Origin of the sequence: Undibacterium sp. GrIS 1.8 (genome assembly GCF_040544445.1) — a bacterium.
GTDB lineage: Bacteria > Pseudomonadota > Gammaproteobacteria > Burkholderiales > Burkholderiaceae_D > Undibacterium.
In genome coordinates this window covers 114,266-138,288 of record NZ_JBEONQ010000007.1, presented here as the reverse complement: position 1 = coordinate 138,288, position 24,023 = coordinate 114,266, and the positions used below count along the sequence as shown (strand labels likewise).

Below are 24,023 nucleotides of genomic sequence, written 5' to 3'. Positions count from 1 at the left end.
TACTGGCACCGGCAAGTCGCATTTGGCCACTGCCATCGGTGTCGCGGCAATCCATCATGGCAAGCGGGTGCGTTTCTTTAATGCGGTCGATCTGGTCAACCAGTTGGAACGAGAGAAGAGTCAGGGAAAGGTCGGCAATCTGGCGAAACAGCTCTGCCTGATGGACGCTGTCATTTTAGATGAGCTGGGATATTTGCCGTTTCCCGCTTCTGGAGGTGCATTGCTGTTCCATCTGATCAGCCATCTCTATGAAAAAACCTCGCTCATCATTACGACCAATTTGTCATTCGGCGAGTGGGTACAGGTCTTTGGTGATGCAAAAATGACTACCGCTTTGCTTGACCGTGTTACGCACCATTGCGACATCTTGGAAACCGGGAACGATTCTTACCGATTTAAGCACAGCAAAAATCGTTCTGAACAAGCCGATAAAGTGGAAAAATTTGGACGCTGACAGGTGGTAAATATTGAACGCTGTTTGACATGTGGCTGCAGGTCCGGGTAAAAATACGGGAGATATCCACTGTTTCTCGGCAATCAATGCCCAAAGACCAAGCAAGGCTATGGTTACAGACACGCTACCGATATGGCACAAGAGCCGGAATGATGAGTTTGATAAATGATTCATCCTGCTGCTCTTATCATGCGAGGTGAGAAAAGACGGAGTTGTAAGCGAACGAGAAATGCATTCATCGCCCAGCCAATCAAGCCTATCCACGCCAACAGTGCCAGCATTAATTGAGGCTGTAGATTCTGTTGTGCCGACATCATTGCGTAACCAAGTCCGTAAGGATTCGCCGCAATTTCAACCGTGATTGCTACCACCAGCGCTATTCCTGCTGATAGTCGAAATGCGATAAAAATTCGTGGCAATGCCGCCGGAAAAATAATTTTTCTCACCTGATCATGGCTTGATAGTCCCAAGACTTTTGCGACATCCAATAATTGACGTTCAACATGACCTACAGCATTTTTAGTCAATATCAGCATGGGAAAGCAGCAAGTGAATGCAACGACGATGATTTCCATCCGATACCCAAAGCCAAAAATCATCATTGCAATGGGTATCAATGCTACCGACGGAATGGGCATAAGCAACTGCACAGTTAAAGCACCTAAACGCGAAGAAATGGGCGATAAGCCGAACCAACACCCAATCATCAGACCAACACCACCACCCAACGCCAAACCTGCCAATGCGGCACCAAGCGTTTGTTTTGTCGCTCGCCACAAATCTCCCTCATTGCTTGCATTTTTTAAAGCAACGATGACATCGCTCGGCTTTGCAAGGGCATCGCTTTGTATGCCAGACTGCCGCATCGCCGTTTCAGCAATAATCAGTAAACTAAAAGGAACTACCCATCCGCGTAGAAACGCTAACTGCTGCCTGAGTTGTTGTGACTGTGATTTCATTCGTGATGCTCCTGAATAAAATCAAACAATTCACGACGTAGCTTTAAGAAATTACTATCCTCTCGCGTTGTCAACTGGTCTCTGGGACGAGGGAGCGACACGGATAGTGATTGCGCTAAACTGGTTTGGCTACGCCCCGGATTAGCACGCAAGGCGATGATGCGATCCCCTAAGTAAATCGCCTCTTCCAAGTCGTGGGTGATAAACAGCACTGTTGTGCCAGTCTCTGCAACAATGTCGGACAATTCATCTTGCAAACCTTGACGAGTCATCGCATCAAGCGCACCAAAGGGTTCATCCATCAGAAGGATGGCTGGCTCTTGCGCAAGACAACGTGCGATTTGTACTCGTTGCTGCATGCCACCGGATAACTCTGCAGGATATTTCCCGGCATGTTTGGATAAACCCACCTTGGCAAGTAAGCGCATGATCCGATCAGAACGCTCTACCTTCGGCATTCCCATCGCCTCTAAAGCTAAGGCCACGTTTCCCGCGACAGTACGCCATGGCAGCAAGGCTTTGCCATAATCCTGAAAAACAATGGCAACGTCTCTGGACGGTCCGGTGATCACGCTATCGCCGCGTAATATTTGCCCGGAACTCGGCGTAATCAACCCCGTCATCAAGCGCAGCAAAGTCGTCTTTCCACAACCTGAGGGGCCGACTACGCAAACGAATTCTCCCTTCGCCATCGAGAAATCGAGTTCGTTGATAATGCGGCGGCCACCAAGATCTAATGAAACTTTGTTGAATCTAAGAATAGTTGGCGCTGGGTTATTTTCTGTATTGACTGAGGTTTGGCTGCTGGCAGCCGGATAATTGACAGCCGCATTGGTACGCAATGCCAGAACTGATGCACTCATGATGAAGTCTCCAATTCAACGCAAACTTACCGGACAATGATGGACGCAAGATCAGGCGTGTTCTTGTAGGCTTCTTTATTTGGCGTCTTGAACATTTCTTGCTGACGCATTGCATTCACCCAAAAACTAAGATGATTCGCTGTAATCTCAGTGCTCAACTTGGGTATGGGTAGCGTCTCCAGAACTTGTGGTGGAACCTTTACATATTTCCCGATGATGCCGCGGGTTGCCTGCGGATTCGCTAAAGCAAACTCAACCGCTTCTGCCAGAGCGTCATTAATATTTTTGAGAACAACTGGATTTTTCTTGGCCCACTGACGTGTAGTTGCATATACCACTACTGAGAAACCGTCAGGCAGATCTTTTGAAAGATTGGCATAGACTGATCCAACCCCGCTTTGCTCGATCCGGCTCATGAAAGGATCTGCGACCACGACCGCATCGACGTTTCCACCTTTCAGTACGTCGTTCATCTGTGGAAATGGAATTTCAATAAAGTTGATTTTTTTCGCATCGACTCCTTTGTAGAAAAACCATTTTCGTATCAATACATGCAAGGCTCCACTCAGACCTGGAACGCCAATTTTTTTACCGACGAAATCTGCGGGAGTACGAATGTCAGAGCCCGCTTTAAGTAGTAGCCCAGGATTTTTTGCGTTGCTGTCACTAAGCGAGGCACTTGCAAATGTAACCAAGTCAAGGCCGCTCGATGTCGCCATGAGCAAGGTGCTTGGCGCGATACCGCCAATCTGTATTGACTCTGACTGCAGTGCAGGCGGAATGTTAGACGTTAAGGTGATCAATTGAAGCTCAACATCCACCCCACGTTTTTTGAAGAAGCCTTTATCTTTTGCAACAAATGCGGCGGCAAAATCAGAAATCCCGGTATAACCAAACACGACGGGTGTTTGTGCCATGGTGGTGGCACTAAATAGCTGTATTGCCACTGCCGCTACAACTAATAAATAATGTTTTACTGTTTTCATACTTGTCTCCATTGTTTAATTTTTCTATGCGGTGAGGGCATCTTTGTACCTCTACGAGTCACCGCAAATTCTTGCTCTATTTTTTCCTATGCGACGATTTTGTTGCGCAATATACCGATATGTTCAACCTCCAGCTCAATCACATCCCCCGCCTTCAGAAAGCGACCGTGTTCGAGACCGCATCCCATGCCCTGCGCTCCAGAGCAGGTGCCAGAACCAAAAAATTCTCCCGGATACAAAGTCTCGCTTTTCGACACATAGGCAAGCACTTCTTCAAAGCTGAAATACATGTCACGACTATTGCCGCGCGATACCTCGTCGCCATTGATGCGGGCACTCATTGTCAATGCATAGGGATCAGGAATTTCATCCGGCGTGACCAATACTGGCCCCATACAATTGCCGGTATCAAAGTCTTTTCCTTTTGCTGGGCCCAAACGTCCGCCCATTTCTCGACCTTGAATATCACGGGCAGAAAAATCATTAAAAATCGTGTAACCACCGATGTAGCTGCGAGCCTGATTGACATTGATATCGTACCCGCGCTTACATAAATAAATACCGAATTCAAGTTCGTAATCAAATACGTTGGTGTAAGACGGCATCACAATATCCGCGTTATTACCGACGACAGAAAAACGATTTCCTTTGTAATAAACCGGCCGCTCATACCAAGGCAGACTGCTGGTGTAAGCCAGCGTATGTTGACGACCAAAGGTTTTCTCTATCCAAAGATCAAGTTTTGCACGCCATGGTTTCATTCCATATTTACGCGTTGCATTGATGACGTGCTGTTCAAAATTCATGAACTCCCGTATCGATTCCGGTGTAGGAACTGGCGCCAGCATTTTTACCGCGGTGATGTTGAGCACTAACTCAGAGGCAGAATTTTGTATTCCATATTCCATTGCTGAGATTGCGGCTTCATACGCGAGCTTGTCTCCAGCCAGGTAAGTGAGCATTGTTGCCAAATGTAAGCTTGATTTACCATGCTGCTGGAAGAAAGCAGCCTGTAGCCTGACAAGGCAAGTGTCGCCAGAAAACAGAGCGCCGATTTCCATCCGCTCTTCATAAACGTAGGTGATTAATCTCATTTGTCTCTCGTTGTCATTTTTATGGATGTCGTCGGCACAATCTTTATTTTTGTGACGAATTGATCGCTTTGACGAACTTTAGTTGAGTGTGAAGTTTCAGTGAAATCGTTTGTTTCGAACTATACTTTCGGTATAACCGAATGCTCATCAATGAAGGAATACACATGCATTTCAAAGGACTAGATCTGAATTTACTGGTGGCGCTGGATGTTTTACTAAAAGAAAAAAGTATTACGCGCGCCAGTCAGTTGTTGCATTTAAGCCCGTCTAGTGTGAGTGGCGCACTTGCCAGATTGCGTGAGTATTTTGATGATGAGATATTGGTATTAGTCGGCAGAAAAATGGTACCCACTCCATTGGGGGACATGATTGCCAGTTCGGTAGGCGATATTTTGTTGCAGGTGCAATCGACGATAGATCTGCGACCACATTTTGATCCCGCTACAGCAAAACGAAACTTTACTTTGATGATGTCGGATTACATATCGACCGTATTGATGAGTGGCGCTCTGCGAAAAATACAACAAATTTCCCCAGGGATCACATTTGATATGGTGCCACCGACAGATACTCACAGTGAGGCACTGGATAGAGGTGAAATTGATTTGCTCATCATGCCAAAGAGTTTGATTTCTTCCACACATCCTGCAGAAGTTTTATTTGAAGACAGCTATGTTTGCCTCGTATCAGAAGACAATCCGTATGTCGGGAATGAATGCTCATTAGAGCAATATTGCAGTATGGGGCATGTCGTTGTGAAAGCTGTTACGCCACGCGGACTCACACATGGCGATGTGTTCTTAGCGCAAATGAAAATAGAACGACAGGTCGAGATATTTACTCTCAGTTTTAATTGTCTGCCACGCTACCTTATCGGTACCAATCGCATTGCCACAGTACAAAAAAAACTAGCTGACGAATATATGAACTATTTACCGCTCAAATCGGTGCCCTTGCCGTTCAAGATTCCTGCTCTGATAGAAATGATACAGTGGCATCGCTATAAAGAAAAAGACCCTGCACTGACCTGGTTCAGACAATATTTAAAGCAAATGAATGACCAATTTTGATGAAAAGGATTAAGCATTAAGTTTGTAAAAAAGCTGATCCTCTTTACAAACCTGGTGCAAGTCCACGCCAGCGCTGACGCATTTACATAAGGTCTGAACTACGGTGTGTTGACATAGGATTTGAGATTTATTTATTTTTTTACATATGAGCAGGGTCTATCATCATGGACCCTATTGACCGTAACAATTTTCTTAACTGTCCGTGCAAGGCAGTACATTCATCTGCGCCGAGTTCTGCAAGCATCGCAACCTCTAGCTTTGCAACCGCAATATCACAGTTTTTTAATAAACTTTGTCCAGATTCCGTCAAGCTGATCTGAATGATACGACCATGGCTAGCATCTGGCTGGCGCTCTATCCATCCTCGACTCTCCATCGTCTTGACCATCTCATTCGCTGATTGAGGTGACACCATGGATCGCTCCGCCAACTGTGCGTTTGATAATTGGCTTTGTGCGTTTAATACCGACAAGGCTGTGTATTGCGGTGCTGTCAGGCCTAAAACAGCAAGACTGTCGCGTAGCCGTCGATTCAGCACATGATCAATCCGTCCAATGAGATATGCGATTCCTATTGGTTTGACATCAGTTGTAGGTGTCGTTGCTGTCGTTATTGTCGTCAATTTTTTCATTGTAAAAAAATTTCAAATATTTCTTGTTATTTGTTTTGGAATAGTTATATTATAAGTTAAGTATCAGGTAGCCTGATATTAAACCTTATAAAAACAGAGGAGAAATTATCGCAAATTATGACACGCGCTGGAGCACTGTAAAAGTTGATGTAGCGGATGGTATCGCTTGGGTCACATTAAACCGTCCAAGCAAGCGTAATGCAATGAGTCCGACACTTAATCGCGAAATGATCGATGTACTCGATACGCTTGAGCTAGATTCTGACGTCGATGTTTTGGTATTAACTGGAGAAGGCGACGCTTGGTCAGCAGGTATGGATTTAAAAGAATACTTCCGCGAAACCGATGGCCAGCCAGAAATCGTCCAAGAAAGAATGCGCAGAGATTGCTCTCAATGGCAATGGAAATTATTGCGCATGTATAACAAGGCGACCATCGCCATGGTCAATGGCTGGTGTTTTGGCGGAGCGTTCTCGCCGCTAGTTGCCTGCGATCTGGCGATCTCTGCAGATGAGGCTGTTTTTGGTCTGTCTGAAATAAATTGGGGCATTCCTCCCGGGAATTTAGTCAGTAAAGCGGTTGCTGACACGATGGGGCATCGTAACGCCTTGCATTACATTATGACCGGCGATACTTTCACTGGTAAGCAGGCAGCTGAAATGGGATTGGTGAACAAAAGTGTGCCACGTGCAGAATTACGCGAGGCGGTGATTGAGCTCGCACAAAAACTATTGGCTAAAAATCCTGTGGTTTTACGTTTTGCAAAACAAGGCTTTAAACGTTGTCGTGAACTCAATTGGGAGCAAAACGAAGACTATCTGTATGCAAAAGTCGATCAGTCTAATCATCGTGACCCTGAAAAAGGTCGCCAGGAAGGTTTAAAACAATTCCTGGACGAAAAAACGATTAAACCGGGTTTGCAAACGTATAAACGTGCTTGAAGACATGTGCTAAGTGTGATTTGAAAAGATCAGCAGTGCACGTCTAAAACGATTAAAACAATTTAAAACAATTCAAAACAATTCAAAAATATATAACGCCAGACAGATATTGGCAGACAGTACGTCTGCCAGATTGTCGATACAGGCGAGACCAACCGGGCTGTTTGCCGAGGAGATTTCAGTATGTTCAATGTTCGTCTATTCATTGGCGGGGCGACTCGTGCCGCCTCAACTCAAGCTACCTATCAACGGATGAATCCAGCGAACGGCGAGCTGGCCAGCATCGCATCCGCAGCCACACCAGAAGATGCAGATGCTGCAGTAACTGCGGCGGCATCCGCTTTTCCGGCATGGTCAGCCATGCTGCCAGCGGAGCGCCGACGTTTGCTACTCAAAGCAGCGGATGTGATGGAGGGGTACGCAAGCGAATTTGTAGCCAGAGCGATTGCTGAGGCGGGCGGTATGCCCGGTTGGTACCATTTCAATGTAGCCCTCGCTGCGGGCATGTTGCGTGAAGCAGCATCAATGACGACCCAAATTAAAGGCGACATCATTCCATCGAATGTTCCGGGCAGCATGGCAATGGGAATACGTCAGGCTTGTGGCGTTGTTGTTGGGATTGCTCCTTGGAATGCACCCGTCATTTTGGGAACGCGAGCCATCGCCATGCCTTTGGCTTGTGGTAATACTGTCATATTAAAGGCATCGGAAATCTGTCCGGCGATACACAGTCTAATCGGACAAGTCTTTCAGGAGGCTGGTTTTCCAGAAGGTGTCGTCAATGTCATCACCAACGCACCTGAGGATGCCCCAGCGATCGTTGAGCGCTTGATTGCCAATCCTGCGGTAAAGCGTATCAACTTTACCGGCTCTACAAGGGTCGGGAAAATCATCGCGCAGCAAGCGGCTAAATACTTAAAGCCAGTATTACTGGAGTTAGGTGGGAAAAATGCCCTGATTGTCTTAAACGATGCGGATGTTGACGAAGCAGTTGAAGCAGCTGCTTTCGGTGCCTTTTTTAACCAAGGGCAAATTTGCATGTCCACCGACAGAATTATTGTTCAACATGAGATTGCCGATCTGTTCGTACAAAAACTGACGGCAAAGGCCTTGACGCTGCATGCGGAAGTATCTGGACATGCAGAGGCGATTCTGGGCGGCATGGTTGATGTGCATGCAGCAGATCGCGTAGTCGCAACAGTAGAAGACGCCGTTGCTAACGGCGCGATATTACCTACCGGACCATTGCGCCATCAGGGCAATGTGGTACAGGCAACCGTTGTAGATCACATGACGCCGGCCATGCGACTTTATACAGAAGAATCTTTCGGTCCAGTCGTAGGAATATTACGCGTCGGTAGCGACGATGAAGCGATTAAAGTAGCAAACAGCAGCGATTATGGGCTTTCTGCGGCAGTCTTCAGCCGTGACATTACGCGCGCCCTTGCAATGGCAAGACGTATCGAATCAGGCATCTGCCATATCAACGGACCCACAGTTCATGATGAGGCGCAAATGCCGTTTGGTGGTGTAAAGCAAAGTGGCTACGGTCGCTTTGGTGGCACAGCTGCTATCAATGAGTTCACCGAACTGCGCTGGATTACCATTCAGACTGGTAGTCGTCACTATCCGATCTGAAATGGAGATGACGATGAACCAAGTCGTTCGAGAGCATGCGACACATGCCAGTCACCTGGACTTGTCGCAGTACCGCCCGGTAGCGGTGGCAGAGGTAATTGCAACAGTAAAAAAAGAGTCTGATCGACTATGGCGTATTAACGCCACAGAACCTTTACAAAAATATCCTGAACGTCTGAGTGACTGCCTGATACGAGGTGCAGAACAGTACCCAGATCGGATTTTGCTTGCGACTCGAGGAGCTGACGGAGATTGGATCAAACTGACTTATTGCGAGGTATTCCGCCAGGCGCGGCATATTGGACAAGCCTTGCTCAATGCTGGTCTGTCGGCAGAACGTCCATTAATGATATTGTCAGCGAACGATGCGCCGCACTTGCTGCTGGCAATGGGTGCCATGCTGGCAGGGATCGCTTATTGCCGGGTATCGCCGGCCTACTCTATCGTCGCAACCGATCTTGGAAAATTGGCGCAGCTGGTGCAGCATGTCACGCCCGGCATGGTGTATGCCAGCAGTGGCAGCTTATTTAGTAAAGCAATTCTTAGTGCTGTGCCTGAAGACGTTGTCATCGTGCTGGAACAGGGTTCAGTTGCTGGACGCGAGACTTGTCACTTTGAAACATTACTGACAACGCCAATCGATAGCATAGATAGGGTTTCTGCAACAGTGACTGCAGATACCATCGCTAAGTTTATGTTCACGTCTGGCTCCACTAATTCACCCAAGGCTGTAATTACCACACATCGCATGCTGTGCAGTAACCAGCAAATGCTATTGCAGACGTTTCCATTTTTTGGTGAGCAAGACCCTGTATTGATGGATTGGCTACCCTGGAATCACACTTTTGGCGGTAGCCATAATTTTGGTATCGCTTTATACAATGGTGGTAGTTACTATGTTGACGATGGCAAACCTACCACGCAAGACTTCCATAAGACATTGCGCAATCTGCGTGAAATTTCTCCTACCGTATTTTTTAATGTGCCAAAAGGATGGGAGCTGTTAACTGAGGCACTGGAAAAAGATAGTGCATTGTGTGAACGCTTCTATTCACGCATGCGATTATTTTTCTTTGCCGGAGCCGCACTCTCTCAAGCTGCATGGAATCGTCTTGACCGCGTGACTGCACAACATTGTGGCGAGAGGATACGGATGATGGCCGGACTGGGAATGACCGAAACGTCGCCATCATGTACCTTCACAACAGGTCCGGTAATGATGGCAGGTTACGTCGGATTACCTGCGCCCGGTTGTGAAGTAAAACTTGTCTTGTTGGGTGACAAATTTGAAGTGCGCTTCAAAGGGCCGCATGTAATGCCGGGATATTGGCGGGCAGCCCAAAATACCGCAGACGCTTTTGATGAAGAAGGCTTTTACCGGACCGGTGACGCTGTCCGTTTTGTCGATCCGGCAGCTCCAGAAATTGGACTCATGTTTGATGGTCGGATTGCTGAAGATTTTAAGTTAAGTAGCGGTACTTTTGTCAGTGTCGGTCCGCTTAGGGCAAAGGTGATTAGCGAGGGAGCGCCTTATATACAAGACGTTGTTGTGACTGGAATCAACCGGGACACGATAGGTCTGTTCATTTTTCCACGCCTGGATAATTGCATTCTTTTAGCCGGTTTAACTGCCGATGCACATGCATCTGAGGTATTTTCCAGTCCGGCGGTTCGCGCTTATTTCCATCACTTACTAAAACGTTTAAATGAAAACGCGACTGGATCGGCCTCTCGTATTGCCCGCTTAATGCTGATGGAGGAAGCACCATCACTGAATAAAAGCGAAATTACCGATAAAGGGTCAATTAACCAGCGTGCCGTACTCATCAACCGTGCTGATCTGGTTGACCAGATGTATGACAGTGATGATGCGCCCTGCATTCTTGCAAGTTAAGCGAAGTATAGCGACAGCCCGCAACAGAAATAAAAGTAGCAGTAGAGGCAACGACAGAAACAGCAATAAAAGTTTTTTGAAATTACACGCATAAATATCCACAAAAACATCCACAAAATATAAGGCGCAAAAAGCGCCGTCCAAAGGAGACAAAATGACCACCAACTCGAATTTCAGGCAAGGAAGTGTGAGAACGATAGCTTTATGTTTTATAGTCGCTTTACTAGAAGGACTAGATTTACAGGTCACTGGTCTTGCCGCATCTGGCATCGGTGCAGAATTTAAGTTAAGCCCGGCACAAATGGGATGGATGTTCAGCGCTGGCTTGCTTGGTCTCTTGCCCGGTGGTTTTGTTGGCGGCAGACTGGCGGACAAAATCGGCCGCAAAATGATACTGGTCATCTCAGTCATTCTTTTTGGTGTATTTTCACTCGCTTCTGTATATGCCTGGGATTATTCAAGTTTTTTGGCAGCTCGCTTAATGACGGGGCTAGGTTTGGGTGCAGCGCTACCAGTCCTGATCTTATTATCGTCGGAAGCCTTCGAGGAAAAGTATCGCAGTACAGCTGTCAGCATGACTTATTGCGGCGTACCTTTAGGCGGCGCGCTAGCCTCTCTGTTTGGCATGTTAAATCTGGGTTATGGCTGGCGTAGCCTTTTTTATATCGGTGGCTTATTGCCAATTATCGTCGCAATAGCATTACTCATTTGGTTACCGGAATCTCGTGCATTTCAAAAAGAGAACCTTAGTCGGGGACAACGTCAAGCTACTACGCAAACCGCATTTAGTGACCTGTTCCGGCACAAAATGTGGCACTCAACTACCCTACTATGGCTAGGATTCTTTTTTACGATCACCACTTTATATCTGCTATTAAATTGGCTGCCCTCTCTGCTGATGCGGCAAGGAATCGATCGCTCACACGCCAGTATCGTACAAATATTTTTTAATCTCGGTGGTGCAGCAGGTGCCCTGTTGACTGGTCGCCTGCTCGATCGCACCCGCCCCGCGATGGTGGTTGTATTGACCTATACAGGTATGTTGCTGTCACTTGCAGCCTTGGGATTGTCTGATAGTTTTGCCGTGATGGTATTGGCTGGCGGCTTAGCGGGATATTGCGCTTTGGGTGCTCAGTTGGTTCAGTATTCGCTGGCACCCAAACTATACTCAACTTATATCCGTGCGACTGGTGTCGGCACGGCGTTGACTATCGGGCGCATGGGCGCAGTCGGCGGACCATTGATTGCCGGGGCAATTCTCGCCACTGGTGCGGGTGTTGGTGGCGTGATGCTTGCTGCATCGCCAGGTCTTGTTATTGCTGCCGCATGCGCATTAGTCTTGTTTGAGAAGCGCGCCATCCGTAGTTAAGCCAAGTCAAGAACAGATCCCCAACGTTCAATTAAGCAATCAAAACAAGTTGGGGAAGCTCAATAATCTTCAACATTCTTTCTTTGCATGAAACATATACTATGGGTAGGTATATTTTATTGTCCATATAATCATTGGACAATCAGGCATATTTTTAAAAAACCACGGGGAGTATATGTATCGCAAACTAGTTTTAAGCTGTAACAGATAGAGAAACTACAGAACCATCAAGACATGTATCAGTACTGTATTGCAGACAAACAATCTACCCACAACGATCTTGACTTGATTCTGTAAAAACAAAAAAATGCGCAGGTTTTACGCTGCGCATTTTTTATCTCAGTTGAAATTTAAGCCGAAATTTCAACTAAAAATACAGTTGAACTACTCAATACCATTTAACCGTTGAAGCTTTTTCCTTCTGCTGCCAGTTTTGCCAGCAACGGCGCTACTTTCCATGCATCGCCATGACGACCTTTGGCGTATTTGTCCATCGCCATGACGACGTTTGGCAAACCAACGGTGTCAGCGTAGAACATCGGGCCACCGCGATGCAGAGGGAAGCCGTAGCCGGTTAAGTAGACCATATCGATATCTGAAGCACGGGTAGCGATGCCCTCTTCCAGAATGTGTGCAGCTTCGTTCACCAAGGCGTAAATCAGGCGTTCAACAATTTCCTGATCGCTGACTTTACGGCGCTCTACACCAAGATCGGCTGAATGCTTGATGATCATGTCGTTGACGATTTGCGATGGATACGCTTTACGGTCGCCCGGTTTGTAGTCATACCAGCCTGCACCGGTTTTTTGACCATAACGCCCTAACTCACACAGCAGATCTGCCGTTTTGGAATAGGTTACTTCTGGCTTTTCCAAATAGCGACGTTTGCGGATATACCAGCCGATATCATTGCCAGCCAAGTCACCCATGCGGAACGGGCCCATTGCAAAACCCATTTTTTCGACAGCTTTATCAACCTGCTCCGGAGTGCAGCCCTCTTCCAACAAGAAGCCTGCCTGGCGGCTATATTGTTCGATCATACGATTGCCGATAAAGCCATCGCAGACACCAGAAACTACGCCCGTTTTTTTGATTTTTTTGGACAATGCTAAGGTCGTAGCGAGTACGTCTTTTGCCGTTTTTTTGCCGCGGACGATTTCCAGCAATTTCATCACATTGGCTGGGCTGAAGAAATGCGTTCCGATCACATCTTCCGGACGTTTGGTAAAACTGGCAATCTTATCGACGTCGAGTGTGGAGGTGTTGGATGCCAAGATTGCACCAGGTTTCATGACCTCATCGAGCTTTTTGAATACTTGCTCTTTCACACCCATGTCTTCAAATACGGCTTCTACTACGATATCCGCTTGGCCGATGGCTTCATAAGATAAAGTACCAGTGATCAGCGCAACCCGCTGATCAAATTTCTCTTGGGTCAATTTGCCCTTTTTCAGCGTGTTTTCGTAATTTTTACGAATCGTTGCTAATCCTTTGTCCAATGCTTCTTGCTTCATTTCCAGAATTTGCACTGGGATGCCCGCATTAGCAAAGTTCATCGCAATACCACCGCCCATGGTGCCGGCACCAATCACGGCAACCGATTTAATCGGGCGAACCGGAGTGTCTTCCGGTACATCGGGCAGTTTGCTGGCGGCACGTTCACCAAAGAAGGCATGACGTAAGGCTTTAGATTCTGTGGTTTGGACCAACTCAAGAAACAGCTCTCGCTCAAATTTAATACCATCGTCAAATTTGTGCGTGATGGAAGCCGCAACGGCTTCAACACATTTCAGCGGCGCGGGGAAAGGCCCCGACATCGCGCGCACAGTGTTGCGGGAGAACTGTAAAAACGCTTCGTAATTTGGGTAGTTGACTTTGATGTCGCGTACTTTTGGCAGAGGACGTACGTCAGCGACTTTGGCCGCAAATGCTAGCGCACCTTGCATCAGATCGCCCTCGATCATTTCATTGAACAAGGCTGTTTTTGCGAGTTTTTCAGAAGGGATTGCGGTACCAGACACGATCATGTTCAGTGCCATTTCTAAACCTAATACGCGTGGCAAACGTTGTGTGCCACCGGCACCAGGTAAGATGCCCAGTTTAACTTCTGGCAGAGCGATTTGTGCGCCAGCGATAGCGACACGATAGTTGCAACCCAGCGCCAGTTCCAGACCACCGCCCATGCAGACAGAATGTATCGCAGCGATAACAGGCTTACTGGAACCTTCCACTATATTAATCACCGTGTGCAGCGTTGGCTCCGCCATGGCTTTAGGTGAATTAAATTCTTTGATGTCTGCACCGCCAGAGAATGCTTTGCCAGCACCAGTGATGATGATTGATTTGACCGCGTCATCGTTGAGGGCCTGCTTCATACCTTCAACAATCGCACTGCGAGTGGAGTGACCCAAACCATTTACAGGGGGATTGTTTAGCGTGATGACGGCGACGTTACCGTTGACTTGATATTCTGCGCTCATGTCTCTTCCTAAGGGTTGAAATGTTATTGAATATTGTTCATTCGGCAGGCTGATTTGTTTATTTAATCTGGACACTTAAAACGACCACCAGATAAAAAACTGAACATTAAAATGCCTGCGTTTAATTAACCGACTTTCACTATACCGCAAAATAGTACGATCGTATTATTTCAAAGTAAAAATTTTTTAAGCACGTATCACTCGACATACTCCCCTTAAAAATCAGGAAAGTATGCCGATTGTCCAGAGAATCATTGGACGATTAAATATTACTAGGATGGAGTATATTTAAACTTCCAGCCACTCACGACGGATTGCATCATTAGCACGTAATTCGCTTGGGGTACCTTCAAATACGATGCAACCATGTCCCATGACATAAACCCGTTGCGAAATCTCCAGCGCAATTGCCAGCTTCTGCTCAACCAGTAAAACCGAAATACCGCGATTCTTAAGCTCTTTCAAATACTCAGCCACCAGTTCTACGATTTTTGGCGCTAAACCTTCGGTCGGCTCATCAATCATGATCAGATCAGGATCGCCCATCAGGGTACGACACAGCGTCAGCATTTGTTGCTCACCACCGGACAAAACCCCGGCAGCGGTGTGCTGGCGTTCCTTCAGACGAGGAAACATCTGGTACATATCATCCAGACACCAGCGCGATTTTTTACCGGACTTTTCACCCAGAATCAAATTTTGCTCTACCGTCAAGGTAGGAAAAATATCTCGGTTTTCCGGAACATATCCCAAGCCTTTATGTGCAATCTGGAACGCTTTCAAACCTATGATTTCTTCGCCCTTAAATTTGATGGAACCTGTCGAATCCACTTGTCCCATCGTTGCTTTGACCGTGGTAGAACGACCAACGCCATTGCGTCCAAGCAGACTGACGATTTCGCCTTGATTGACGACCATATCAACGCCATGCAACACATGGCTCTTACCGTAGAAGGCGTTTAAATCTTTTATCTCTAACAATGCACTCATGCTGCAGCCTCCACAGGTGCATGTCCACCCAAATAAGCGTCCTTCACTTTTTGATTATTCCGGATGTTCATCGGCGTATCACAGGCAATGACTTCGCCATAGACAACCACGGCGATTTTATCTGCCAGACCAAACACCACACTCATGTCGTGCTCTACCATCAGCAAAGTTTTACCCACGGTGACTTTGCGGATAAGTTCTACTGCAGCATCGGACTCTGAACGGCTCATACCTGCCGTTGGTTCATCCAGCAAAATCACATCGGCACCACCGGCAATCGTAATGCCGATTTCCAGAGCACGTTGCTCGGCGTAAGTCAGCAAACCTGCGGTGATATCGCGACGACGCTTGAGGCCGATTTGCTCCAACACTGCCTCGGCACGTTCATGTGCATCTTTTAAACCATTAAGCCTATGCCAAAAAGAATACTTGTAGCCTAGCGACCATAACACCGCACAACGCAAATTTTCATATACAGACAAACGGTGAAAGATATTGGTAATCTGGAAGCTACGCGATAAACCACGGCGATTAATTTCAAACGGTTTGAGCGCAGAAATACTTTCACCATTCAATAAAATATCGCCAGAAGTGATCGGGAAGCGACCAGAAATTAAATTAAACAGCGTCGATTTTCCCGCACCATTTGGTCCAATAATCGCAAAGCGTTCGCCCTTGGGTACTTGCAAGGTCGCACCACGGATGATTTCTGATTTGCCGAAACTTTTTCTAACTTCTTTTAATTCGAGGGAGAACTGACTCATGCTTGCACCCTCCGCATTTGCTCTTCGATTTCGGTATTCACTTCGCCCCATTTTTGTTGGAATGTTGGTTTAGTAAAAATAAATCCGGCGACGCCAACTACGATAAAAGTAGCAGCAATCAGCCATGAACTTGGCAAGGCTGTGTCGAGATTGACGCCAAACAGGTTCATTGTGGAAGTTTGCGACGCCTCTAAGGTGCGCTGATATAACATCTCGATGGCGAGTACGATGCCAATCACCGCGATGGCGGATGCCAGCAATAATTTCCACATCGGTGACCAGACACGTTTAAACAATCCAAACTTAGCAACGCGTAAATTCATCATCAAAATACTGGCCACACCACCAGGGGCATACATCACCACAAGGATAAAAATAATCCCTAAGTACAATTGCCATGCCTTAGTGAAATCAGACATCATCACCGTCAGCATGACGCCCAAGACGGCACCTATCAAAGGACCAAAGAAGAAGCCAATACCACCAATAAAAGTAAATAGCAGCACACCACCAGAACGCACGGCACTGACATTCTCTGCACTGACAATTTCAAAATTAATCGCAGACAAACCACCTGCAATACCTGCAAAAAAGGCAGACAGGATCAGCGTTAGATAACGTACCCACTGTGTGTTGTAGCCAATAAACTCTACTCGCTCTGGATTATCTCTGACTGCATTGGTGAGCCGACCAAGTGGCGTTTGAGTAAATGCGTACATACCTATGGTACTGATAAACAACCAGAACGCAATCAGGTAATACACTTCAATTTGCGGCCCATAAGTAATGCCCAAAAATGATTGGCCGATGACACGATTAGTAGAGATGCCGCCTTCACCACCAAAGAAGTTAGGGAACATTAATGAGCAAGCGAACACCAACTCAACAATACCCAAGGTGATCATAGAAAACGTGGTGCCCGATTTTTTGGTGGTGACGTAGCCAAACAAAACGCCAAACACCATACCGGCAACACCGCCAATCAAAGGAATTAAAGTGATAGGAAAAATCAGCGAGCCATTAGTCACTAAATTCATCGCATGGATAGAAAAGAATGCTCCCAGCCCCGAATACACCGCATGACCAAAAGACAGCATACCGCCCTGCCCCAGCAACATATTAAAGGACAGGCCAAAAATCATCAGCGTGCCAATTTGGGAGAGTAAAGATAGCGAGCCACCGGATTTGAAAATCAGTGGCGCCACGATTAACATGACGGCAAAGGCAACCCAGATAATCCAGCGCACTAAGTTCAGAGGTTTATAGTTAAGATTTTTTGTCATTTTTTATCCTTCGCGTGTACCGAGCAAACCTCTTGGCCGGAAGATGAGGATAAGCACCAACATTAAGTAAGGCATGATAGGTGCGGTCTGTGCAATCGTCAGATTGAGTAAAGCATAGCCAGGCGTTGTGTCTGCAATTTGTGTCCCCATTTTTGCGAACACCGTTACAAAAGAATAGTCTAGTGCGACAGCAAATGTTTGTACGACGCCAATCAATATTGAGGCCACAAAAGCACCCGCTAACGATCCCATACCACCGACCACCACCACCACAAAAATAATACTGCCTAGTGTCGCGGCCATACCTGGTTCCGTCACAAAAGCATTGCCGCCGACTACCCCAGCCAGTCCTGCCAGCGCACAACCACCGCCAAACACCAGCATAAATACGCGTGGCACATTATGACCTAGTGCCTCCACCGTATCAGGGTGTGTCAGTGCAGCTTGTATCACCAGACCAATGCGAGTTTTGGTCAGCAATAAATAAATCGAGATCAGCATCAGCAAGGCAACAAACATCATAAAGCCGCGATACATCGGGAAAGTCGTTGTGTACAAGGTGAATAAAGGACCATCCAATGCAGCAGGAATTGCATACGGCACAGTAGAACGTCCCCAGATCAATTGCACTAATTCCACAATCACATAAGACAAGCCAAAGGTGAATAAGAGTTCGGGAATATGCCCGTATTTATGTACTGAACGCAGGCCATAACGCTCTACTAATGCACCGAGGACACCAACAAGCAAAGGGGCAACAAGCAAGGCAGGCCAAAAGCCAAGTTTGGAGCTGATGCCATAGGCAAAATACGCACCTATCATATAAAAACTGGCGTGGGCGAAATTAAGTACGCCCATCATACTGAAAATCAGCGTCAGTCCAGAGGACAGCATAAACAAGAGCAGTCCGTAACTAACCCCGTTCAGCAAGGTGATCAATGTAAATTCCACTGCAAAGATCCTTTTGGAAAAATTGGACGATCGTACTAATTAACAAAAAAAAGAGAGCGCACCAACGTGCAGCTCTCTTTATCTAGTTAATTAACCTGGACGCTTCATTTGGCATGAAGAAGGTTGAGTGGCGACAAAGGCATCAATTTTTTGATTTGTCTTCCAGCCCATGCCCGTATTTTCTTGATCAAACTTAACATCTTTACCATTCACTTTGACCCAAGTTGCGATGTATAAAGGCTGCTGAATTTGATGATCCAACTTACGCATCACGGTATCGCCATTTAAACTTTTAACTCTGGAACCTTCCATCGCAAAAGCAACATCTTTTGGCTCTATCGATTTAGCATCTTTCACGGCTTTAGCCATATAAGAGAGGATCGTATAAGTCGCCATTGAATAGTAGTCGTCTTTGTACTTGGTTTTAAAACCTTCAACAATATCTTTGCCAGCAAAGGTTTCATTATTGGCGTTCCAGTAGCCGACGTATTTCACTCTATCTACACCCGCTGTACCCATTGCAGTCGGTACACCTGTTGTTGCAGCATAGTAGGTGTAGAAGTTAGCTTTGAGATCTGCATCTTTAGCCGCTTTAATCAACAAAGCTAAATCGGCACCCCAGTTACCTGTGATGACGCTATCTGCGCCCGATGCTTTAATTTTTGCAATATACGGAGCGAAATCTTTGACTTGACCAATTGGATGTAAATCATCGCCAACGATCTGTACATCAGGGCGTTTACGTGCCAGATATTCTTTCGCGGCGCGGGTAACTTGCTGGCCGAAAGAGTAGTTCTGACCAATGATATAAACCTTCTTGATATTTTTATCCTGCGCCATATAAGTCGTCAGGGATTCCATTTTCATGTCTGAGTTGGAATCAAAACGGAAATGCCAGAAGCTGCATTTGCTATTGGTCATATCTGGATCAACAGCAGCGTGATTGAGGTAGACAATTTCTTTGCCAGGATTACGCTCATTATATTTATTGACAGCATCCTCTAACGCCAAACCGGCACCAGAACCATTACCTTGCGTGATATAACGAAAACCTTTATCGATCACAGTTTTAAGCACGCTTAATGATTCTTGTGGGCTGCTTTTATTATCAAAGCCAACCACTTCAAATTTATGCGGGCCAGCCCAACCTTCAGCATTGGCTTTATCTGCCACGTACTGAAACGAGTTAAGAATATTTTGTCCAACGGGTGCAAATGGACCAGACAGAGGATCGATGTAAGCGATTTTGATTGTGTCTGCCATCGTCAGTGGTGCCGACAATGCCAGGGCAACAGCTAACACCGGTGTACGTAATTGAAATTTCATTTGTCTCACTCCAATATTTTATTTGTGGATGTTGATAGAATTTTTAAAATCTTTTTTATTGTTGTCTGTACTTCTTTCTTGCTTTAGAACTTTTGAGTAAAAATGCCCTACTCAATCCTGCCTCCCTTTTAAATCAAGCCGTTGGTAATTTATAGTCTTTGAATTGATCTCTCAATTTATTTTTCAAGATCTTTCCTGTTGCACCCAAAGGTAAGGCATCAATGAAAACAACGTCATCTGGCATCCACCATTTTGCAATTTTTCCTTCGTAAAAACTGAGCAGTTCTTGTTTTTCTATCTCTGCACCTGGTTTTTTTACGACCAACAAGAGAGGACGTTCGTCCCACTTTGGATGAAAAATACCAATACATGCAGCTTGTAAAACGGCGGGATGGGACATTGCTACATTTTCCAGATCAATCGTGCCTATCCATTCACCGCCCGACTTAATCACATCTTTACTACGGTCTGTAATCTGCATATAACCATCAGCATCAATGGTTGCAACGTCACCTGTCGGGAACCAGCCATCCTCAAGAACATCACCACCTTCGTACTTATAATAACTGCTGATAATCCATGGACCTTTGACTAGCAAGTTACCATAGGTTTTGCCATCCCAAGGCAATTCTTTGCCTGCATCGTCCACAATCTTCATGTCAACACCATAGATTACGTGGCCTTGTTTTTCCAAGATTGCTTGTTGTGCATCATCGGACAATAAACTGTGCTTTGCCATCAAGGTGCCGGTAGTACCTAATGGCGACATCTCAGTCATCCCCCATGCATGGACAACTTCCACCCCGTAGGTGTGACGTAAAGTTTTCATCATGGCTGGAGGACATGCCGAACCACCAATGACAGTTCGTTTAAAACTAGAGAACTTCAAATTATTTTGTGCGACATAAGTCAGCAAGCCCAGCCAGACCGTAGGTACGCCCGCAGAAAAGGTAACTTGCTCCTGCTCAAATAATTCGTATAAAGATTTGCCATCGAGGGCTGGGCCAGGGAAAACCAGTTTGGCACCTGTCAGTGGGGCCGAATATGGCAAACCCCAGGCATTAACATGGAACATAGGTACCACAGGCAGCACGCAATCACGGCCAGAGACATTTAATCCGTCTGGCATTGCGGAGGCATAAGAATGTAAGACAGTTGAACGGTGCGAATACAGTGCGCCTTTGGGGTTGCCCGTAGTACCAGACGTGTAGCACAAACTAGATGCGGAGTTTTCGTCAAATAAAGGCCAGACAAAATCATCTGAATTAGCGTCGATCAAATCTTCGTAACACATCAAATTAGGTACAGCACCATCTGTGGGTAAATGCTCGCGGCTGCACATCATGATGTAGCCTTTGATCGTCGGACAATGACTGGCAATGGCTTTGATGATAGGCAAAAAATTTATCTCGAAGAACAAATATTGATCTTCCGCATGATTCACCATGTAGCTGATCTGTTCTGGATGCAAACGAGGATTGATCGTGTGCAATACTGCACCGGAACCGGAAACCGCATAATAAGCTTCCAGATGGCGATAACCGTTCCACGCTAATGTGGCGACTCTGTCACCAATTTTGACATCTAACTGTTTAAGCGCATTGGCGAGCTTTTTAGCGCGACTATGGCATTCGCGGTAGTTATAGCGATGGATATCGCCCTCTACACGCCTTGAGACTATTTCGCTGCTACCAAAATAACGATCTGCATGTTCAATCAAACTGGAAATAAGCAGAGGCTTACTCATCATTTGTCCCATCACCGGACTTTGTTGATACTGCGACATCTGTTCTCCCGAGGTAGTGCTAAGTTGTTCGAAGTTGTTATATAGCTGGCAAGCATGCAAGGTTTTGTTATTCGGTTCGCTTTTTTGTTTTATTTACCGAATTAAATTCTTTCGCCCTGATTTTTGTACGACCGTACTAATTCGTCAATCCTTATTTATGTTGCAAGGCACCATGTTTTTTGAGAAATTTTTTATATTTTGAGAACTTCATTAGAGTAAATCCTCGATTTCATAAAAATACCGATATTGCAATGCAACAGAGAGGTATTAAAAACCGCCAATTTGAGACATTTTTCAATCGGTTTTTGATGTATTTTTCTGTGACTGAATTTGCATATAAAAAAATTGCCGGCGACATTTCTGCCCCGGCAATCTATTTCAAATCACGGATCACATCATTTACGCCAAAGTTGCTCCAACGTTACGCCAACATTGGCTCAAGTCACTGACGATATTTGCTCCGCAGGCAAATAGCACTTGCACAACGATTAAGTCGTTTTTTTACGTCCCTTGCCAATAGTTTGCGTCTCTCCAGATTCCAGCAGAAAACCTGCGGCTGCATCCCGACCCAAGACTTTGACCAGGTACGGCATGACTTCTCTCAGCGTGGCCTCCAGTGTCCATGGCGGGTTAATAATAAACATACCGCTGCTATGCAAACCAAAACCGTCTGGCGTTGGTCCGCTAATCGATAAAGTCACATTGAGCCAACCGTTGGCTTGCAAACGCTTCAATCTCTCAGGTAATTGCTTGGAATCTTGACGATTCAGCACTGGGTACCAGACAGCAAATGTACCGGTAGGGAAACGCTTTAAACCATCCTCTACCGTATCTTTGACGCGGCGGTAGTCATCTTTTACTTCATACGGTGGGTCAATTAAAACCAGACCACGGCGTGATGGTGGCGGCAACAAAGCCTTTACACCCTCAAAGCCGTCACCAGCGGCAATGATGACACGCTTGCCTCTGGTGGTCGGTCTATGTCCCTGCGCAGCCAGATGCGCATCGAGCTTACGGAAGTTCTCGCTCAGGATTTTAATCTCGCTAGGATGTAGCTCGAATAAACGTAGACGATCTTGTTCACGTAAGATTTTGTCGGCACAATAAGGCGAGCCTGGGTAGTAGCGCATCTTGCCGCTTGGATTTAACTCTTTGACCAGGTCAACATATTCAGCCAGGCTAGGCGGCAAGTCTTTGCGATCCCACAGCGGGGCAATGCCGGTTTCAAATTCGGCATTTTTTGTTGCATAACCAGCATCCAGCGAATACAAACCAGCACCAGCATGCGTGTCTATGTAGGTGTAGGCCGTATCTTTCTGACCTAAATAATTCAGTAATTGAATTGTGACGAAATGCTTGAGAACGTCTGCGTGGTTGCCTGCATGGAAGCCGTGGCGATAGCTCAGCATAATGAGTGATTCCTATAAAAATAGATGGCTTGTCTTCCGTTGAGAAAGCAAGCCATTGAGGTTCGATGCCGGATTTTACTCTTTTTAAGCCTAGACAGGCTCAAAACGGCTTAAAACACCTTAAAACAGATGGAAGTTCAGTCTCAGCTAATCCGCTTCCCCATGATGATCAAATCACGTTCAATGCCATCCAAGTTAGCAACACGGGGCATATTTGCCCAAATCTCAAAGTTAAACTTGGCAAACAAATTCATGCTGGGTGTGTTGTGACCGAATATAAATCCCAGCAGAGTATGCACTGCGATTTGCGGAGCATAGGCAATCGCCTGATTCAGAAAATATCGCCCCAAGCCTTTGCCGCGTGCGTCCTCATGTAAATAAATGGAAAGCTCTGCTGTGCCGGAGTACGCAGGCCGTCCATAAAAATTAGAAAATGATAGCCAGCCTAAAATTTTTCCATTGTCTTCAATCACCCACAGCGGACGTTTGTCTGGCGTATGCTCATTAAACCAGGCGTGGCGGGACTCAACCGATATTGGGTCAGTATCGGCAGTGACCTGACGGGAAGCAACAGTGGAGTTATAGATAGCGACAATCTCTGGCAGATCAGCGAAGCTTGCCAGGCGATGGGAGGGAACAATTCCAGACATAATTATCGATACAAGAAGAAATTGGGGACGCTTGGATTAAGGCACTCTGACCAAAGGGTTTAAGGCAAAGCGCTTGAGTTAAAAAGTAAGGACTAAAGCGTATGAGTTGCGCGCGATGAACGAATCGCAGCGCCTAATAACTCTTCCACTCTTAATCGGATACGTGTACCACTTTCATCATCGGGAAAATGGACGCCGATACCTTGCGACTTGTTATTGCCAGCACCTGCCGGGGTGATCCAGGCTACTTTGCCAGCGATAGGATATTTATTTGGGTCATCTAATAAAGTCAAAATCAGATAAATCTCTTCGCCCAAGCGATAAGATTTATTGGTTGGTACAAAGATACCGCCATTTTTTAGGAATGGCATATAGGCAGAGTACAGTGCTGCCTTCTCTTTAATTGCCAATGACAACACGGAAGGACGCGCCGGTGTTGGCATGTTCAAAGGAATACCAGGATCGGCGGGCAAGTCGGCCATAAA

21 protein-coding genes are annotated in these 24,023 nt (G+C 46.2%); 6 read left to right on the top strand and 15 right to left on the bottom strand.

The features are described 5' to 3' along the window. Positions 1-454 (top strand): ATP-binding protein (locus AAKU64_RS05280; RefSeq protein WP_354361593.1); only part of this gene is annotated, 454 nt, incomplete at its 5' end. A gap of 170 nt (positions 455-624) precedes the next feature. Here AAKU64_RS05280 and AAKU64_RS05275 read toward each other — a convergent pair. The 4 genes from AAKU64_RS05275 to AAKU64_RS05260 all read right to left on the bottom strand — a co-directional run bounded on the left by AAKU64_RS05275 (position 625) and on the right by AAKU64_RS05260 (position 4,356). Further along, a complete protein-coding gene (locus AAKU64_RS05275) occupies positions 625-1,413 on the bottom strand; it encodes an ABC transporter permease (RefSeq protein WP_354361591.1) in 789 nt (262 codons plus the stop codon). Continuing rightward, a complete protein-coding gene (locus tag AAKU64_RS05270; protein WP_354332425.1) occupies positions 1,410-2,276 on the bottom strand; it encodes an ABC transporter ATP-binding protein in 867 nt (288 codons plus the stop codon). The genes AAKU64_RS05275 and AAKU64_RS05270 overlap by 4 nt, the downstream gene beginning before the upstream one ends. Positions 2,277-2,302: 26 nt before the next feature. Beyond that, positions 2,303-3,262 carry an ABC transporter substrate-binding protein gene (locus AAKU64_RS05265; protein WP_354332427.1) on the bottom strand — a complete coding sequence of 320 codons (960 nt, stop codon included), beginning with the start codon at positions 3,260-3,262 and terminating at the stop codon, positions 2,303-2,305. A gap of 86 nt (positions 3,263-3,348) precedes the next feature. Beyond that, a complete protein-coding gene (locus tag AAKU64_RS05260; protein WP_354332428.1) occupies positions 3,349-4,356 on the bottom strand; it encodes a fumarylacetoacetate hydrolase family protein in 1,008 nt (335 codons plus the stop codon). Positions 4,357-4,520: 164 nt separating this feature from the next. Here AAKU64_RS05260 and AAKU64_RS05255 point away from each other — a divergent pair, with 164 nt between their 5' ends. After that, positions 4,521-5,426 (top strand): LysR family transcriptional regulator, encoded by a 906-nt coding sequence (locus AAKU64_RS05255; protein WP_354361589.1) that lies wholly within the window; start codon positions 4,521-4,523, stop codon positions 5,424-5,426. A 139-nt stretch (positions 5,427-5,565) separates the two neighbouring features. Here AAKU64_RS05255 and AAKU64_RS05250 read toward each other — a convergent pair whose 3' ends face one another. Next, positions 5,566-6,057, bottom strand: a complete 492-nt coding sequence (locus AAKU64_RS05250; RefSeq protein ID WP_503012603.1) for a MarR family winged helix-turn-helix transcriptional regulator — start codon at positions 6,055-6,057, stop codon at positions 5,566-5,568. 107 nt (positions 6,058-6,164) lie between these two features. Here AAKU64_RS05250 and AAKU64_RS05245 point away from each other — a divergent pair, with 107 nt between their 5' ends. From AAKU64_RS05245 to mhpT, 4 genes are all read left to right on the top strand, one after another. Next, entirely contained in the window at positions 6,165-6,998 is an 834-nt protein-coding gene (locus AAKU64_RS05245) for a p-hydroxycinnamoyl CoA hydratase/lyase (protein WP_354332432.1), read from the top strand. Positions 6,999-7,181: 183 nt separating this feature from the next. Further along, positions 7,182-8,636, top strand: a complete 1,455-nt coding sequence (locus AAKU64_RS05240; protein ID WP_354332434.1) for an aldehyde dehydrogenase — start codon at positions 7,182-7,184, stop codon at positions 8,634-8,636. A gap of 13 nt (positions 8,637-8,649) precedes the next feature. Beyond that, positions 8,650-10,530 carry a feruloyl-CoA synthase gene (locus AAKU64_RS05235; protein ID WP_354361587.1) on the top strand — a complete coding sequence of 627 codons (1,881 nt, stop codon included), beginning with the start codon at positions 8,650-8,652 and terminating at the stop codon, positions 10,528-10,530. Between the two features lie 154 nt (positions 10,531-10,684). Continuing rightward, positions 10,685-11,899 carry a 3-(3-hydroxy-phenyl)propionate transporter MhpT gene (gene mhpT, locus AAKU64_RS05230; protein ID WP_354332438.1) on the top strand — a complete coding sequence of 405 codons (1,215 nt, stop codon included), beginning with the start codon at positions 10,685-10,687 and terminating at the stop codon, positions 11,897-11,899. 398 nt (positions 11,900-12,297) lie between these two features. Here the strand turns inward: mhpT and AAKU64_RS05225 are convergent, their stop codons facing one another. From AAKU64_RS05225 to AAKU64_RS05180, 10 genes are all read right to left on the bottom strand, one after another. Continuing rightward, the gene (locus AAKU64_RS05225) at positions 12,298-14,379 is read right to left on the bottom strand and encodes a 3-hydroxyacyl-CoA dehydrogenase NAD-binding domain-containing protein (RefSeq protein WP_354332439.1); all 2,082 of its coding nucleotides are present in this window, start codon (positions 14,377-14,379) and stop codon (positions 12,298-12,300) included. Between the two features lie 288 nt (positions 14,380-14,667). Next, the gene (locus tag AAKU64_RS05220; protein ID WP_354332440.1) at positions 14,668-15,369 is read right to left on the bottom strand and encodes an ABC transporter ATP-binding protein; all 702 of its coding nucleotides are present in this window, start codon (positions 15,367-15,369) and stop codon (positions 14,668-14,670) included. Beyond that, positions 15,366-16,133: an ABC transporter ATP-binding protein gene (locus tag AAKU64_RS05215; protein ID WP_354332442.1), complete on the bottom strand. Its 768-nt coding sequence runs from the start codon at positions 16,131-16,133 to the stop codon at positions 15,366-15,368. The genes AAKU64_RS05220 and AAKU64_RS05215 overlap by 4 nt, the downstream gene beginning before the upstream one ends. Next, a complete protein-coding gene (locus AAKU64_RS05210; protein WP_354332444.1) occupies positions 16,130-17,416 on the bottom strand; it encodes a branched-chain amino acid ABC transporter permease in 1,287 nt (428 codons plus the stop codon). The genes AAKU64_RS05215 and AAKU64_RS05210 overlap by 4 nt, the downstream gene beginning before the upstream one ends. A gap of 3 nt (positions 17,417-17,419) precedes the next feature. After that, on the bottom strand, positions 17,420-18,310 hold the full coding sequence (locus AAKU64_RS05205) for a branched-chain amino acid ABC transporter permease (RefSeq protein ID WP_503012604.1): 891 nt from the start codon (positions 18,308-18,310) through the stop codon (positions 17,420-17,422). 147 nt (positions 18,311-18,457) lie between these two features. Then, positions 18,458-19,630: a branched-chain amino acid ABC transporter substrate-binding protein gene (locus AAKU64_RS05200; RefSeq protein WP_503012689.1), complete on the bottom strand. Its 1,173-nt coding sequence runs from the start codon at positions 19,628-19,630 to the stop codon at positions 18,458-18,460. A gap of 196 nt (positions 19,631-19,826) precedes the next feature. Further along, on the bottom strand, positions 19,827-21,479 hold the full coding sequence (locus AAKU64_RS05195) for a 3-(methylthio)propionyl-CoA ligase (RefSeq protein ID WP_354361583.1): 1,653 nt from the start codon (positions 21,477-21,479) through the stop codon (positions 19,827-19,829). Between the two features lie 488 nt (positions 21,480-21,967). Continuing rightward, entirely contained in the window at positions 21,968-22,888 is a 921-nt protein-coding gene (locus AAKU64_RS05190; RefSeq protein WP_322119173.1) for a 23S rRNA (adenine(2030)-N(6))-methyltransferase RlmJ, read from the bottom strand. A 143-nt stretch (positions 22,889-23,031) separates the two neighbouring features. Beyond that, a complete protein-coding gene (locus tag AAKU64_RS05185; RefSeq protein WP_354332452.1) occupies positions 23,032-23,538 on the bottom strand; it encodes a GNAT family N-acetyltransferase in 507 nt (168 codons plus the stop codon). Positions 23,539-23,630: 92 nt separating this feature from the next. Continuing rightward, positions 23,631-24,020 (bottom strand): PilZ domain-containing protein, encoded by a 390-nt coding sequence (locus tag AAKU64_RS05180; protein ID WP_322119175.1) that lies wholly within the window; start codon positions 24,018-24,020, stop codon positions 23,631-23,633. Positions 24,021-24,023 lie beyond the last annotated feature (3 nt).

Coding starts and splice junctions, on each gene's coding strand:
- AAKU64_RS05275 (WP_354361591.1), bottom strand. CDS start 1,413: ATGAAATCACAGTCACAACAACTCAGGCAGCAGTTAGCGTTTCTACGC.
- AAKU64_RS05270 (WP_354332425.1), bottom strand. CDS start 2,276: ATGAGTGCATCAGTTCTGGCATTGCGTACCAATGCGGCTGTCAATTAT.
- AAKU64_RS05265 (WP_354332427.1), bottom strand. CDS start 3,262: ATGAAAACAGTAAAACATTATTTATTAGTTGTAGCGGCAGTGGCAATA.
- AAKU64_RS05260 (WP_354332428.1), bottom strand. CDS start 4,356: ATGAGATTAATCACCTACGTTTATGAAGAGCGGATGGAAATCGGCGCT.
- AAKU64_RS05255 (WP_354361589.1), top strand. CDS start 4,521: ATGCATTTCAAAGGACTAGATCTGAATTTACTGGTGGCGCTGGATGTT.
- AAKU64_RS05250 (WP_503012603.1), bottom strand. CDS start 6,057: ATGAAAAAATTGACGACAATAACGACAGCAACGACACCTACAACTGAT.
- AAKU64_RS05240 (WP_354332434.1), top strand. CDS start 7,182: ATGTTCAATGTTCGTCTATTCATTGGCGGGGCGACTCGTGCCGCCTCA.
- AAKU64_RS05235 (WP_354361587.1), top strand. CDS start 8,650: ATGAACCAAGTCGTTCGAGAGCATGCGACACATGCCAGTCACCTGGAC.
- mhpT (WP_354332438.1), top strand. CDS start 10,685: ATGACCACCAACTCGAATTTCAGGCAAGGAAGTGTGAGAACGATAGCT.
- AAKU64_RS05225 (WP_354332439.1), bottom strand. CDS start 14,379: ATGAGCGCAGAATATCAAGTCAACGGTAACGTCGCCGTCATCACGCTA.
- AAKU64_RS05220 (WP_354332440.1), bottom strand. CDS start 15,369: ATGAGTGCATTGTTAGAGATAAAAGATTTAAACGCCTTCTACGGTAAG.
- AAKU64_RS05215 (WP_354332442.1), bottom strand. CDS start 16,133: ATGAGTCAGTTCTCCCTCGAATTAAAAGAAGTTAGAAAAAGTTTCGGC.
- AAKU64_RS05210 (WP_354332444.1), bottom strand. CDS start 17,416: ATGACAAAAAATCTTAACTATAAACCTCTGAACTTAGTGCGCTGGATT.
- AAKU64_RS05205 (WP_503012604.1), bottom strand. CDS start 18,310: ATGCTGTCCTCTGGACTGACGCTGATTTTCAGTATGATGGGCGTACTT.
- AAKU64_RS05200 (WP_503012689.1), bottom strand. CDS start 19,630: ATGGCAGACACAATCAAAATCGCTTACATCGATCCTCTGTCTGGTCCA.
- AAKU64_RS05195 (WP_354361583.1), bottom strand. CDS start 21,479: ATGTCGCAGTATCAACAAAGTCCGGTGATGGGACAAATGATGAGTAAG.
- AAKU64_RS05190 (WP_322119173.1), bottom strand. CDS start 22,888: ATGCTGAGCTATCGCCACGGCTTCCATGCAGGCAACCACGCAGACGTT.
- AAKU64_RS05185 (WP_354332452.1), bottom strand. CDS start 23,538: ATGTCTGGAATTGTTCCCTCCCATCGCCTGGCAAGCTTCGCTGATCTG.
- AAKU64_RS05180 (WP_322119175.1), bottom strand. CDS start 24,020: ATGGCCGACTTGCCCGCCGATCCTGGTATTCCTTTGAACATGCCAACA.